The organism is Rhodococcus sp. NPDC057529, assembly GCF_042802055.1.
GTDB lineage: Bacteria > Actinomycetota > Actinomycetes > Mycobacteriales > Mycobacteriaceae > Rhodococcus_F.
Genome location: NZ_JBHVEY010000011.1, coordinates 229,717 through 242,582, shown reverse-complemented (window position 1 = coordinate 242,582; position 12,866 = coordinate 229,717). Strand labels below are relative to the sequence as shown.

Below are 12,866 nucleotides of genomic sequence, written 5' to 3'. Positions count from 1 at the left end.
CCCCTACCTCTTGCGCTCCGTATGATTGTTTGACAATCTTACGTAGGAGGAAATGCGGCGTGGATCACACTTTCGCCGACTTCCACACCAGCCGAGCGATGGAGACACACGCGCTTCACTCGAATCGCCTCCCCGAACTCGGAATTCGGACCAGTGCCGCCGCACCCCACGGCGCCTGCACCCTGCACACGAAGAGGGCAGTCATGCAAAAAAGCACCAAGAGAGTTCTCGGCGTCGCCGGCATCTGCGTCGTCGCCGCGGCATCCGGCTACGTCGGCGCCGGCCTGAGCAGCGGATCGGAGTCCGGCGGTGTCGGAGGTCCGCAGGGTTCGTTCATCGACGACATCAAGGACCGGGGGGAACTGCGGGTAGGTGTGGCAATCGCCGCGCCGATGACCGTCCAGGGCTCCGACGGAACGCTCGGGGGACCGAACCTCATCCCACTGCGGGCGCTGGCGGATCAACTCGGGGTGGAACTGAAGCCGGTGGCCGCCGAATGGAAGAACATCGTCGCGGGACTGCAGGCCGATCGCTACGACTTCGCCGCCAACCTCGACTACACCGTCGAACGGTCGCTGGCCATTCAGTTCACCGATCCGGTCTACGAGTACCAGGCGGTGTACGTGGTGAAGGCCGACTCGCCGCACACCACCGCCGAACAGATCAGGGCGGACGGGGGTGCCGTCGCGACCGCGCAGGGCTCCGCCCCTGAAAAGGCAGTTCAGGAAACAGGATTGACCGTCATGCCGGTGGACAACTATTCCAACGCGCTCTCCGCGCTCCAGGCCGGTCGCGTGATCGCGGAGTTCGCCGATCTACCGACCGCCGAGGCCCAGACCCTCGCCGATCCCAGCCTGAAGATCGTGGTGCCCACTCCGCCGATCTACTCCGCGTCGGCCGCGTACGGTATCCCCGCCGACACCGACACGCGGTCGCTGCAGATCATCAACATCGCCATCGAGCGTGCACGCGAGAGCGGGGAACTCGCCCGCGCCTACGCCGACGTCGACTACCACGAGATCGACGATCTCGGCGACCTGGTCAAGAAGTAGGGGCGGCAGCCATGAACTACGAATTCGACTGGAACGTAGTCGCAGACGCGTTTCCCCTGATGCTCGACGGCCTGGTCGTCACGCTCGAACTCACGGTCATCACCATCGCGATCAGCATGGTCCTCGCCGTGCCCGTCGCGGTCGCGCGGATGTCGGAGATCGAACTGGTCCGCTGGGGGGCGCAGGCCTACATCGAGGTGTTCCGGTGCACCCCGATGCTCGTCCAGCTCTTCTGGATCTTCTACGCACTCCCCGCCCTCACCGGCCTGACGATCTCCGGATTCACCTCGGCGATCATCGCGCTGTCGGCGAATCTGACCGCATTCATGGCCGAGGCCTACCGAAGCGGATTCCAGGCAGTGCCCGTCGAGCAGGTCGAAGCCGGCAAGATGCTGCGCCTGACGCGGCTGCAGCAGCTGCGCTACATCATTGTGCCCCAGGCGATTCGGCAGCAGACGCCGGTCATCCTCTCGCTGAACATCTCGATCTTCAAGGATTCGGCCCTGGTGTCGACGATCGCGGTGGCCGACCTGATGTTCGTCGCCAACACGATCTCGTCCGAAACGTACCGTTCGCTGGAAGTCTTCACCCTCGCCGCGGTGATCTACTTCGCGGTCGCGTTCCCGGTCTCCCTGGCCACCAGCAACCTCGAACGACGCATGCAGCAGAACTCGGCACGCGGGGCAACAGGCAGCCAGAGTCTCCTCAGCCGCATGATTCCCGGGCGACGGGTGGCGACGGCATGACGACCGACCACCGCACCCCCACCGATCGCACGAACCGAACCAGAGGCCAGCGATGAAAACCCTCGAATCCACCGCACCGTTCCACACCGAAATCGGCGGCGTCCTCGTCTCCGCCCGCGGCCTGCAGAAGAGCTTTCACGGCCGCACCATCATGCGCAACGTCGACTTCGACATGCACGCCGGCGACATCACCGTCATCATCGGCAAGAGCGGATCCGGCAAGAGCACCATGCTGCGCGCGCTCGCCGGTCTCACCGAACCCGACGAGGGAACCATCGACTTCGACGGCGTCCGCGTCTTCGAGGACCAGCAGCGCACCGAGGCGTGGGCGGACAAGAGCTTCCACGTCGGCATGGTGTTCCAGACGTACACGCTCTGGCCGCACATGAACGTCCTCGACAACCTCACCCTCGCGCCCCGCAAACGGCTCGGCATGTCCGCCTCGGAAGCCCGGGACCGCGCCGAATCCGCGCTCGCGGAGGTCGGGATGAAGCAGCACATCCTGAGCCGGTGCACCCAGCTGTCCGGCGGTGAACGCCAGCGCGTCGCCATTGCCCGCGCGTTGATGATGAAGCCGCGACTGCTGCTGTGCGACGAGATCACGTCGGCGCTCGACCCGCCGGTGGCCGCCGAGGTGCTCGAGGTGCTGCGGCGCCTGAAGGCCGAGGAAGGCATCGCCATCGCTCTGGTCACCCACGACATGGCCTTCGCGTCGAAGGCGGCCGACCGCCTGGTGTTCTTCCAGGACGGCGAGATCGCCGTGAACACCACACCGGAACTCGCGTTCACCAGGTCCGACAACGAAGAGCTGAACAAGTTCATCGACGCCGTCCGGTTCTGACCGCACCACCCCCCGACACTCCGACCGAACGGGAGCCGCTACCTCATGAGCCCAACCCAGACCATCCGCAGATTCGACGACCACGTCGTGATCGTCACCGGCGCCGGCGGCGGCATCGGTGCCGCGATCAGCGCCCGGTTCGCGGAGGAGGGTGCTCGCGTCCTCGTCTGCGACGCCGCCGACGCGGCTGCCAAGGCCGTCGCCGACGAACTCGCCGGGCGGGGTCTGCTCGCCGAGGCCCGGGTCTTCGACGTCACCGACCCCGACGCGTGCGCGGCACTCGCCGCGGACGTCGTCGAGAGCTACGGCCGGATCGACGTCCTGGCGAACAACGCGGGCATCAACCGTCGCGGCGACCTTCTGTCGCTGACCGAGGACGACTGGTCCGCCACGTTCGCCGTGAACGTCGACGCCCTGTTCCACCTGTGCCGCGCGGTCCTGCCGACGATGATCGAGGCAGGCGGGGGCGCCGTCGTCAACACCGCGTCCCAGTGGGGCCTGTACCCGGCCCCGGGGCACGTCGCCTACAACGTCTCCAAGGCCGCCGTGGTCTCCTTCACCCAGAACCTCGCCCGCGACTACGCCCCGCACAACATCCGGGTCAACGCGGTGTGCCCCGGAGAGATTCGCACGCCGATGCTCGAGGCAGGCCTGGCCCGCAAGGGCCTGACGGTCGCCGACCTCGACGCGAAGGTCCCGTTCGGGAGGATCGGGCGACCCGAGGAGGTCGCCGCGCTCGTCGCGTTCCTCGCGTCGGACGAGGCCCCGTTCCTCTGCGGTGCGGCCGTGGAAATCACCGGCGCGCAGGCTGTCTCGTGAGCGCGCACGCGGCAGGTCCGCTCGCCGGAAAGGCTGTTCTGGTGACCGGTGCGTCCCGGGGTATCGGTGCCGCCACCGCCCGCGTGATCCACCGGGACGGTGGCACCGTCGTCGTGCACTACGCGTCGAACGAGCGCGCGGCGAAGAACCTTGCCGAGGAACTCGGCGGCAGCCGGGTGCACCTCGTCCAGGGAGACCTCACCGACCCCGCCGCCACCCGCGACGTGTGGGAGGAGGCGGTGCGTGTGTGCGGGCGGATCGACGTGCTGGTCAACAACGCCGGCGCCTGGATCGCGTCCCCGGTCGAGGACGAGTCCGAGTGGAACGAGGGGTGGACTCGCAACCTCGCACTGAATCTCACCGCACCCGCCGATCTGACCCGGTACGCGATCACGCATTTCCGCGAACACGGCGGAGGCGCCGTGGTCACCGTCGCCAGCCGCTCTTCCCATCGCGGTGACGACGCCGACCACCTGGCGTACGGTGCCGCGAAGGGTGCGATCCTGGCACTCACCCGAGGTGTCGCCCGCGGCTTCGCCGGCGACAATATCCTCGCGTACGCGGTGGCACCGGGATGGGTGGCCACCGATCTCGCCGACGACGCGGTGACCAGCGGCGCCGCGGCCGCGCTACCCCTCGGCGAGGTCACACCGCCGGAGGACGTGGCCGAGACGATCGCGTTCCTCGCGTCCGGTCGTGCCCGTCACGCGACCGGGGCCACCGTCGACATCACGGGAGCGGACTACGTTCGCTGACGGTACGGACCGGGTTCACAGCGGCGCGGTGATCGGCGCCTCGGGTGCCTCCGTGACGTTCGTGTGCCCGGTCTCGAGGTACTCGGTGACGGCCTGGTCGACGGCGGCGTTGCCGCCCTGGATCCCGGCGCCGTGATCTCCGCCCCCGACGGTGACGAGGTTCGCCCCCATGTCGTGGGCGAGCCGAACTCCGCCCTGATAAGGAGTCTGCGGGTCGCGCAGGCCCTGCAGGACGAGCGGCGCCGTCGCCAGCCCCCGATTGGTCAACGCGGGCGGCGCGACGACGGGCGGCGCGCCGGCGCAGAACGTTCCGGAGCTGTAGCCGTACCCGATGAGGTCGAAGAGGTCTCCGGTGACGAACGTGGAGAACAGCCAGCCGGGGATGCGGTCCGGCCGCGCCGCGACGGCGTTCTCGTTGCACACCACGAGCGTCTGCATCGTCTGGGCTTGGAGCAACCGCGCGTACTCCTGCTCCGTCAGGTCCTTCAGGCCGGCACCCTCGGGGATCGCGCCGGGTCCGTCGCGGACCACCCGGGCCAGGAGTGGCCAATTGTTCCGGGCGGGAAGCAGTTGCCGTGTCATCACGTAGATGCTGGACGACGTCTGGGTGTGCGACGGGTTGGCGATGCCCCGGATGAAGGCCTCGAACTGGACCCGGGCAGGCCCGGTCAGATCGACCCCGCCGCGGTAGGCGTCGGCGAGCGATTCCAGGCCGGGCGGTACGTCACCGACCTGGGCGGGCGGCGGCGCGAGCGTCGGGTTGCCGCCCGCCTCCTCGACGATCCGGTCCGACCACCGCTGGTAGACCTTCAGCGGTGTGTCGCCGAGCCCGTACGTGTCGTCGTGGGTGGCGACCCAGTCCATGAGGTCGTAGAAGCGTTTCTTGTAGCCGTCGTTCTGCTGCCACAGCACGTCGTTCCACAGCCACTTCTGGTCGACCGCGGAATCGAGGACCATCCGGCCGGTGTGCTGCGGGAACAGCGTCGCGTAGGTGGAACCGAGGATGGTGCCGTAGGACAGGCCGTAGATGTCGATGACGTCCTCGCCGAGTGCCGCGCGGACCTGCTCCCAGTCCCGCGCAGTGTTCTCGGTCGTCAGGTGCGCCGTGGTGCCCGGCGCCGCGGACTCGCACGCGGCACGCGTTGCGGCACCGCCGAAGCCGAGACCCATCGCCGTCGTCTGCTCGGGGGACAGGGTGCAGTCGACGGCACCGGCGTACGGGAGCCCGCGCGGTTGCACACCGATCACGTCCCACTGTGCGCGGACCGCGTCGGGCAGCACGTCGACGAACATGCTGTTCGAGCCGATCGCGTCGCCGCCCGGCCCACCGGGATTGGTGAACAGCACGCCCCGCCGCGCGCCGGGATCCTCGGCGCGGTGGCGGGTGACGAGGACGTCGATCGTGCCGGCGGCCGGATCCGCATAGTTGCGGGGCACGGTGACCGATCCGCACTGCTCGGACGCCGGATCGAGTTCGTATTCGGCCGGGCAGGGCCCCCAGTCGAGTTCGTCGCTCGGCGCCGGCTGCGCGGCGGCGAGCGGTGTGGCCCCCGCCGCGAAGACGACGCCGATACCGACGGCCAGGGCCGCTCGTCCGAAGATCCCCCGCATACTCCCGCTGCCCCCTCGTAGTGTCGCGATCGTTTCGCAGCCAGTCTCTCAGATCGCGTCCACCGCAGCGGGATGTGCGACCGCGTCCGTGCGTCAGCCGGCGCCGAGACCGACGACGGCGACCATGAGTGGCAGCAGGACGATGATCAGGATTCCGCCGATGATGTCGAACGTGATGCCGCTTCGGATCATCGTGGTGATCCGGACCGCCCCGGAGCCGTAGACCACGGCGTTCTGCGGCGTCGACACCGGCAGCATGAAGCCGAACGACGCGGCGAACGTGGCCGCGAGGGCCGGGACGAACGGGTTGACCCCGGCCGCGATCGCCACCGGAATCACGATCGGCACCACGACCGCCGCGGACGCCGTGTTGCTCGTCGTCTCCGACACGGCGATGGCCAGGAGCACGGCGAAGATCGTGATGGCGACGACGCTCGTCAGGCCCAGCGAATCCGCCACGGAGGTGCCGATCGTCTCGGCGAGACCGGTGTCGGCGAGCAGCGACCCGAAGATGATGCCGGTGCCGAACAGGACGATCGTGCCCCAGTCGATCTGCGCCGCGTCCCGCCAGCGCAGGGTGAACTCGCGTTGCTCCCAGTCGGTCGGCAGCAGGAAGAGCAACGCCGCCCCGAACACCGCCACCATTCCTTCGTCGAGTCGGTCGCTGATCGTCGCGTAGAGGTCGGAGTCGTTGCCGGCGATCACCGCGACGACGCCGGGCAGGATCCACAGCGTCACCGTGACCCCGAACGCGATGAGCGTGTTCTTCTCGGCCCGCGACAGGGGGCCCATGTCGGCGCGCTGCTCCGCCAGGTAGTCGGAGACGCCTTCGATGCGCCGGATCTCCGGTTTGTTGAGGCGCAGCAGGATGAAGGCGAGCGCGATGAACATCACCAGGCAGATCGGGACGGCCATGACCATCCACTGCCCGAAGGTGATCCGCTCCCCCGTGGCCTCCTCGATGAGCCCGCGTCCGATGAGGTTCGGGGGGCTCCCGACCGGCGTCAGCAGGCCGCCCACGCTCGCGCCGTACGCGAGCATCAGCATGATCGCGGCGCCGACGCGGAGCCGCAACGGGTCGAAGTCCGGGGCGACCACGCCGCGGTGCTGCATCAGCTTGGCGATGACGCCGAGGATGCCCAGCGCCGTGGGCAGCAGCATGGCCACCGTGGCGGTGTTGGACACGAACGCCGAGAGCCCGCACGTGATGACGCCGAACGCGACGATGACTCCGGTGGTGGACTGGCCGACCCGCGGCAGCGTCAGGATCCGGAACGCGAACCGCCGCGCCACGCCGTGCTCGAGCATCGCCTGAGCGAGGATGAACGCGCCGATGAACGTGAAGATCGTCGACGACCCGAATGCCGAGAGGACCTCGTCGGCGGGCGCCACCCCCAGGAACACCACGACGGCCACCCCGAGCAGCCCGCCGATCGGGATCGGCACCGCCTCGGACACCCACAGCACGATGACGCCGAGCAGGACGCCCGCCAGCGTCTGCTGGTTCGGCGGAATGTCGAGGGGAAGCGCGAGGAATCCGATGGTGAGCAGCGGAGCGAGAAAGAGCCCGATCGTGCGGCGGCCCTTCTCGAATCGCTCCTCCGCGGGCGAGAGTTGCTGTTCGCCGAGGCTGCGGTACGTCGTGTGTCCGAGCAACGCCTTGTCGACGTCGGTTCGGTCGCCCTGGTTGTCGGTGGTCATGGCGCCTCCCGCGGCGACGAGGATCGGTACGGAAGTAGTACCCGTCGGGAGGGGCGTTATGCGCTGGTCCCTCTCCTGCCGCCGGATCTGGCTCTGGGCGGTCGCTGTTTCCGAGTCGTAAGGTGAGGTGACTCACCCAATAAGTGATGTGGGTCACACTTGCTCGGTGCCCGCCCTGCACCACCGTCCGGCGACGGACGGCCGCAGGCCGCCGGCGCGCTCGGTCAACGCCCCCTGGAGGAAATGTGGACAGTACCGTTCCCGAACACACCGACAGTTCCGGTCTCGGAAAAGGCCTGAAACGCCGGCACATGAACCTGATCGCGCTCGGTGGCGTGATCGGTGCCGGCCTGTTCGTGGGCAGCGGCGTCGTCATCGGCGGCGCGGGACCTGCCGCGATCATCTCCTTCCTCCTCGCGGGCATCATCACGTTGCTGATCATGCGGATGCTGGCGGAGATGGCGGTGGCCCGGCCGGTGGTCGGATCGTTCTACGTCTACGCCCGCCAGGCGCTGGGGCGTCGGGCCGGGTTCGCGACGGGGTGGATGTACTGGTACTTCTTCGTCATCGTCGTTGCGGTCGAGGCCATCGCCGGCGGCCGGATCCTGCAACTGTGGATCCCGATGGTGCCGCTGTGGATGCTGAGCCTGGGGCTGATGCTGCTGCTGACGGCCACCAACATGGTGTCCGCCCGCTCCTACGGCGAGTTCGAGTACTGGTTCTCCTCGATCAAGGTGGTCGCGATCGTCCTGTTCCTCGGGATGGGCGCCCTCTGGATCACCGGGCTGTGGCCCGATTCGACGCCGGGGCTCGGCAACCTCGTCAGTCACGGCGGATTCACCCCACTGGGCTGGGGTGCGGTGCTCGCCGCGGTCGTCCCCTGCGTCGCCTTCTACACCGGGGCCGAGATCGTGACGATCGCCGCCGCCGAGTCGGAGGAACCGAAACGTGCTGTCGCCCGGGCCATGCGGTCGATCGTGGCGCGGATCGTGACGTTCTACGTCGGGTCGATTCTCGTGGTCGTCACGATCCAGCCGTGGGACACCGAGAGCGTCGGTGTCAGTCCGTACGCGTCGGTGCTCGAGGTCCTCGGGATTCCCGGCGTCGCCACGATCATGAACTTCATCGTCCTCACCGCGGTACTCTCCTGCCTGAACTCCGCGCTGTACACCACGTCGCGAATGTTGTTCGCCCTCACCCGGAACGGCGATGCGCCCAAGTTCTTCACCAAGCTCTCCCGCAACGGCGTGCCGCGTCGCGCGATTCTGCTCGGCACGACCATCGGCTACATCTCGGTCGCCTGCACGTACGTGTGGGGCGACATCGTGTTCAACTTCCTCGTCAACTCCTACGGCGCCGTCGCGCTGTTCGTGTACCTGTTGATCGCCGTCTCCCAGGTGGTGCTCCGCCGGCGGCTCGAGCGCGAAGATCCCGCGGCACTGCAACTCCGGATGTGGCTGTTCCCCTGGCTCAGCTACGCCACCATCGCGCTGATGGCCACGGTCATCCTCGCGATGGCCTTCCTCCCGAGCACCCGCTCGCAGTTCCTCATGAGCGGTCTGACGTTGATCGCCATTCTGATCAGCTACGAGGTGCGCAGGCGGCTCGGCAGGGCAGGCATCGACGACGAATCGCTGTCCGCCGCTCCCCCGATCGGTTCGGCGAACGAGTCCGTCTCGCAGGCCGAGAAGCGCATCGAGTCGGTGGAGACGCTCGGCGGCTCGGACATCGAATTGGCCGCGGCGGCGCAACAGGAGCCGAATTCTCACCGCCACCACCGGAGGCAGTCGTGAACACCCGTGCCGTGACCTGATCGAACTGTGACAGCCGATGACCAGGTCGTGGAGACGAACCCCGGCCGGCCCGCTCCTGCGGTGCCGGGCGGGGCTCGTCGCGGCAATGTCGCTGGGTGTCGTGGGCGTGGCGTGCGCGGCCCCCTCGGCGCTGCCCCCACCCCCCGCCGGCGACTATTCGCAGTACTCGCTCCCGGACGGTGCCGAGATCCTGCCGCCCACGGCTGTCGTTCCGCCGCGCCCACCGGATCCCTCCTCGTGCGGCGCGCTGTCGAGTCTGCGGCCCGACCCCGGTCTGCGGCCGGAGACAGCGCCGCTGGGGTCGGCGCTGGCCGCGATCGTCGCGCGGGGACGGCTGATCGTCGGAACCGACCAGAACACGAACCTGTTCAGCTTCCGGGACCCGTCGACCGGCACGCTGTCGGGGTTCGACGTGGACCTGGCGCGGGAGATCGCCCGCGACCTCTTCGGCGACCCGGACAAAGTGGAATTCCGTCTGCTGACGTCGGCCGGCCGCTTCGATGCACTGGAAAGAAACGACGTGGACCTGGTGGTTCACGCCACGTCCATCACGTGCGAGCGCGCCACCCGGGTCGGATTCTCGTCCGTCTACTTCGAGGCGTTCCAGCGACTGCTCGTACCGGAGGGATCCGGCATCACCTCTCCCGCGGACCTGGCCGGCAAACGGGTGTGCACGTTCATCGACACCACGTCCCTCGCCACGATCCAGCGGGTGGCACCCGAAGCCACGATCGTGGCCGTCCCCGACTGGGACGATTGCCTGACCACGTTGCAACTGGGCCAGGCCGACGCGGCGACCACCGACAACAGCATCCTCGCAGGCCTCGCAGCGCAGGATCCGAACCTCGACATCGTCGGCCCGAATCTGGAACTGGAGCCGTACGGGGTCGTCGCGAACAAGAACAACGACGCTCTGGTGCGCTTCGTGAACGGAACCCTGGAACGGATGCGCGAGGACGGGACGTGGAATCGCCTGTACGACCGGTGGTTGGGCCTGCTGGGGCCGACGGCGGGTCCGCCGGCGCCGAGTTACCGGGACTGACGGGTCACGGGCCGGCCCTGCGCGGCAGGACCGGCCCGCACTCGTCGATCAGCCCAGCAGTTCGGGGATCTTCGCGGCGCTCTCCAGGATGTGCGTGTGAGGCTCCGGGCGCAGCGTCGCAGAGTCGTGGGCGCCGGTCAGGACGCCGACCACATACCGCGCCCCGGCGTTCGTGCCCGCGCGCAGATCGTTGGGGGTGTCGCCGCCGACCAGGACCTCGTCGACGCTCTGCACGCCCGCCAGTTCCATCGCACGGAAGATGAGATACGGCGACGGCCTGCTCATCCGCACCTGGTCGCTGGTGATCACGCCGTCGATGTCGCGCCCGATCTCCCAGCCGACCTGCTCGAGGAGCGGCTGTGCGATCTCGCGCGAGTATCCGGTCTGGAGAACGATCTTGACGCCGCGCTCCCGAAGGGTGCCGAACGCATCGTGGACTCCCGGCAGTGCGGTCGGAGGTGTCTTCCGGTACGCCCCGAGAAGCATTGCGGTGAACTCGGATTCGACGGAGTCGAGAACGGCCGTGTCGGCCGGGGCTCCGCTCTCGCACAGCAGTCCCTCGATGGCCTGCCGCTTGCCCGTGCCCTTCCAGCGGTCGAAACGGTCGTCCGGAATCGGTCCGCCGAGGTAGTTCTCGACGGTGTCGCGCAACGCCACGTACACGGCGCCGCCCTCGTCGACGCTCGTGCCGGCAATGTCCAGGGTGACCAGCGAAACCCGGGGTTCGGTCATGGGGTGACTCCTTCACAGTCGAGCCACTCACAGGCGCGCCTGTCAGTGGGCGATCATCGACAGCACGTCGGCGATGACGTCGCTGTTGGTTCCGTGCGTCAGATCGAGCGTCCGGCAACGGTCGTAGTACGGGCTCAGATCCAGCCCGACGCCCAGGCCGTAGACCTCGACCGCGCGTTCGTCCTCGTGCCGTTCGACCACGACCTGGAGGTGGTGGTCCAGGTAGAACTCGTCGTTGGCCAGCGCGGTGGCGCCGTCGAGTGGGCTGCCGTCCGAGATCACGAACAGCAGCCTCCTGCCCGGGCCGCGGTCGCGCATCCGTGAGCACGCCCAGTCGACCGCCTCACCGTCGACGCCCTCCTTGAACAGGTCGTCCTTCAGCAGTCCCGCGATGGCGGGACGCGCACGGCGCCAGGTGGTCTCGGCGTCCTTGAACACCAGCTGCCGGACCTCGTTGAGACGTCCCGGATCGTCCGGGCGACCGGACCGGAGCCAGTCCCTGCGGGCCCGGCCGCCGTTCCATGCGGTGGTGGTGAAGCCGAGGATCTCGCACCGGGCGTCGGCCAGTTCCAGCGCCCGCGCGAACACGTCGACCAGGACGGCGACCGGTTGGCTGAACTTCTTCATCGAACCGGAGCAGTCGATGAGGAACGTCACCGTGGTGTCGTTCCGCGGTTCGGTGCGTTCGGCCCGGAAGAGTCTGCGTTCGGTGGGCGAGGTGACGAGCTGCGCGAGCCGGCGACCGTCGATGTAGCCCTCGTCGCGGCCGCCCTCCCAGCCGTCGCGGGCGGGTTCGGACAGCAGGGTCTTCAGCTGCCTTCCGAGTTTTCGGACGTTGAGGCGATTGTCTTCGATGCCGGCGTCGAGGCGCCGGCGGAAGTCCCGGAGCAGTTCGGGCCGGACGAGGGACGTGATCTGCCGGGTCTCGTCGTAGGCGCGGGTGAACACGCGGTAGCCGTCTCCGCCGTCACCGAGCGCGCGGCTGTGACCCGACGCGGCCGTCGCGAACGCGTCGTTCTCGTCCGGCTCGAAGTCGAAGATCAGGGAGAAGGTTGCGGCGCGGTCGCGCCTCGTATCGTCCGATTCGTCCGCGTCCGCGGCCTGCTCCAGTCGTCGGCCGATGACGTCGGCGATCGCCAGCGCATGCACCGCGAAATCCGATTGCGAGTGCCGGGTTCGCCGTAGCTGCGGAAGCTGTTCGCCGAGAACGGAGGCGAGGCCGAACCGGGTCGATTCGATCAGATCCTGCGTTGTCTCGGGTATCGGCTCGGCGGTGATCCGTCCCCGGCACATCTGTATCACCGTGAACAGCAGCATGCCGTGCACGGTCTCCGTCAGGCCGGACGCCACGAACTCGTGCGACCACCGCGAGAATCGGTGGGCGAGATTCGCGCGCACCCCGTCCCACGCGCCGGCGGCCAGCGATTCGACGCGGAACTGTTCGAGAGTGTCGAAGATCAGCCGACTCGGCGTGTCCTCCGGGCACAGGGTGCGGTGCAGTGTGGGATCGGTGTGGAGCAGTCGCAGCGCCATGCCGTCGCCCGCACCGCGGAAGGAGGCGACGTCGGCGCGGTCGAACGACGGGTGCAGGTGCGGGGCGGGCATCGGCACACGCCGATGTCCGCGATGGAGTTCCGTTCCGCGAAAATGCAACTCACCCTGACCGGTCAGAGCGCGGATGCTGCCGGCGCAGAGTTCACGAACCTCCTGCCGACGACGGACCGATTCGGGGCACACGGGCAGTTCTGCCATC

11 protein-coding genes are annotated in these 12,866 nt (G+C 68.3%); 7 read left to right on the top strand and 4 right to left on the bottom strand.

Annotated elements, in window-relative coordinates:
• Window positions 1-203 precede the first annotated feature (203 nt).
• From ACFU5V_RS23060 to ACFU5V_RS23040, 5 genes are read left to right on the top strand one after another with little or no spacing between them, the layout of a single operon-like run.
• On the top strand, window positions 204-1,052 hold the full coding sequence (locus ACFU5V_RS23060; RefSeq protein WP_378702176.1) for a substrate-binding periplasmic protein: 849 nt from the start codon (window positions 204-206) through the stop codon (window positions 1,050-1,052).
• 11 nt (window positions 1,053-1,063) lie between these two features.
• Complete coding sequence (locus ACFU5V_RS23055; RefSeq protein WP_378702174.1) at window positions 1,064-1,798, top strand: amino acid ABC transporter permease; 735 nt, start codon at window positions 1,064-1,066, stop codon at window positions 1,796-1,798.
• Between the two features lie 52 nt (window positions 1,799-1,850).
• Window positions 1,851-2,639 carry an amino acid ABC transporter ATP-binding protein gene (locus ACFU5V_RS23050; protein WP_378702172.1) on the top strand — a complete coding sequence of 263 codons (789 nt, stop codon included), beginning with the start codon at window positions 1,851-1,853 and terminating at the stop codon, window positions 2,637-2,639.
• A gap of 45 nt (window positions 2,640-2,684) precedes the next feature.
• On the top strand, window positions 2,685-3,458 hold the full coding sequence (locus tag ACFU5V_RS23045) for an SDR family NAD(P)-dependent oxidoreductase (protein WP_378702170.1): 774 nt from the start codon (window positions 2,685-2,687) through the stop codon (window positions 3,456-3,458).
• Window positions 3,455-4,213, top strand: a complete 759-nt coding sequence (locus tag ACFU5V_RS23040; RefSeq protein ID WP_378702168.1) for an SDR family NAD(P)-dependent oxidoreductase — start codon at window positions 3,455-3,457, stop codon at window positions 4,211-4,213. Before ACFU5V_RS23045 ends, ACFU5V_RS23040 begins: the two co-directional genes overlap by 4 nt.
• 15 nt (window positions 4,214-4,228) lie before the next feature.
• Here the strand turns inward: ACFU5V_RS23040 and ACFU5V_RS23035 are convergent, their stop codons facing one another.
• Together ACFU5V_RS23035 and ACFU5V_RS23030 are read right to left on the bottom strand one after the other, a co-directional pair.
• Entirely contained in the window at window positions 4,229-5,824 is a 1,596-nt protein-coding gene (locus tag ACFU5V_RS23035; protein ID WP_378702166.1) for an alpha/beta fold hydrolase, read from the bottom strand.
• 93 nt (window positions 5,825-5,917) lie between these two features.
• Window positions 5,918-7,525 (bottom strand): SLC13 family permease, encoded by a 1,608-nt coding sequence (locus ACFU5V_RS23030; RefSeq protein WP_378702164.1) that lies wholly within the window; start codon window positions 7,523-7,525, stop codon window positions 5,918-5,920.
• 245 nt (window positions 7,526-7,770) lie between these two features.
• On the opposite strand from ACFU5V_RS23030, the gene ACFU5V_RS23025 reads away from it, so the two are divergent.
• Both ACFU5V_RS23025 and ACFU5V_RS23020 read left to right on the top strand, forming a co-directional pair.
• A complete protein-coding gene (locus ACFU5V_RS23025; protein ID WP_378702162.1) occupies window positions 7,771-9,318 on the top strand; it encodes an amino acid permease in 1,548 nt (515 codons plus the stop codon).
• Window positions 9,319-9,355: 37 nt separating this feature from the next.
• On the top strand, window positions 9,356-10,381 hold the full coding sequence (locus ACFU5V_RS23020) for a glutamate ABC transporter substrate-binding protein (RefSeq protein ID WP_378702160.1): 1,026 nt from the start codon (window positions 9,356-9,358) through the stop codon (window positions 10,379-10,381).
• A gap of 48 nt (window positions 10,382-10,429) precedes the next feature.
• On the opposite strand, the gene ACFU5V_RS23015 is transcribed toward ACFU5V_RS23020, so the two are convergent.
• Window positions 10,430-11,113, bottom strand: a complete 684-nt coding sequence (locus ACFU5V_RS23015) for a phosphonatase-like hydrolase (RefSeq protein ID WP_378702158.1) — start codon at window positions 11,111-11,113, stop codon at window positions 10,430-10,432.
• 42 nt (window positions 11,114-11,155) lie between these two features.
• Window positions 11,156-12,865 (bottom strand): cobalt chelatase, encoded by a 1,710-nt coding sequence (locus ACFU5V_RS23010; RefSeq protein ID WP_378702156.1) that lies wholly within the window; start codon window positions 12,863-12,865, stop codon window positions 11,156-11,158.
• Window position 12,866: the final 1 nt, after the last annotated feature.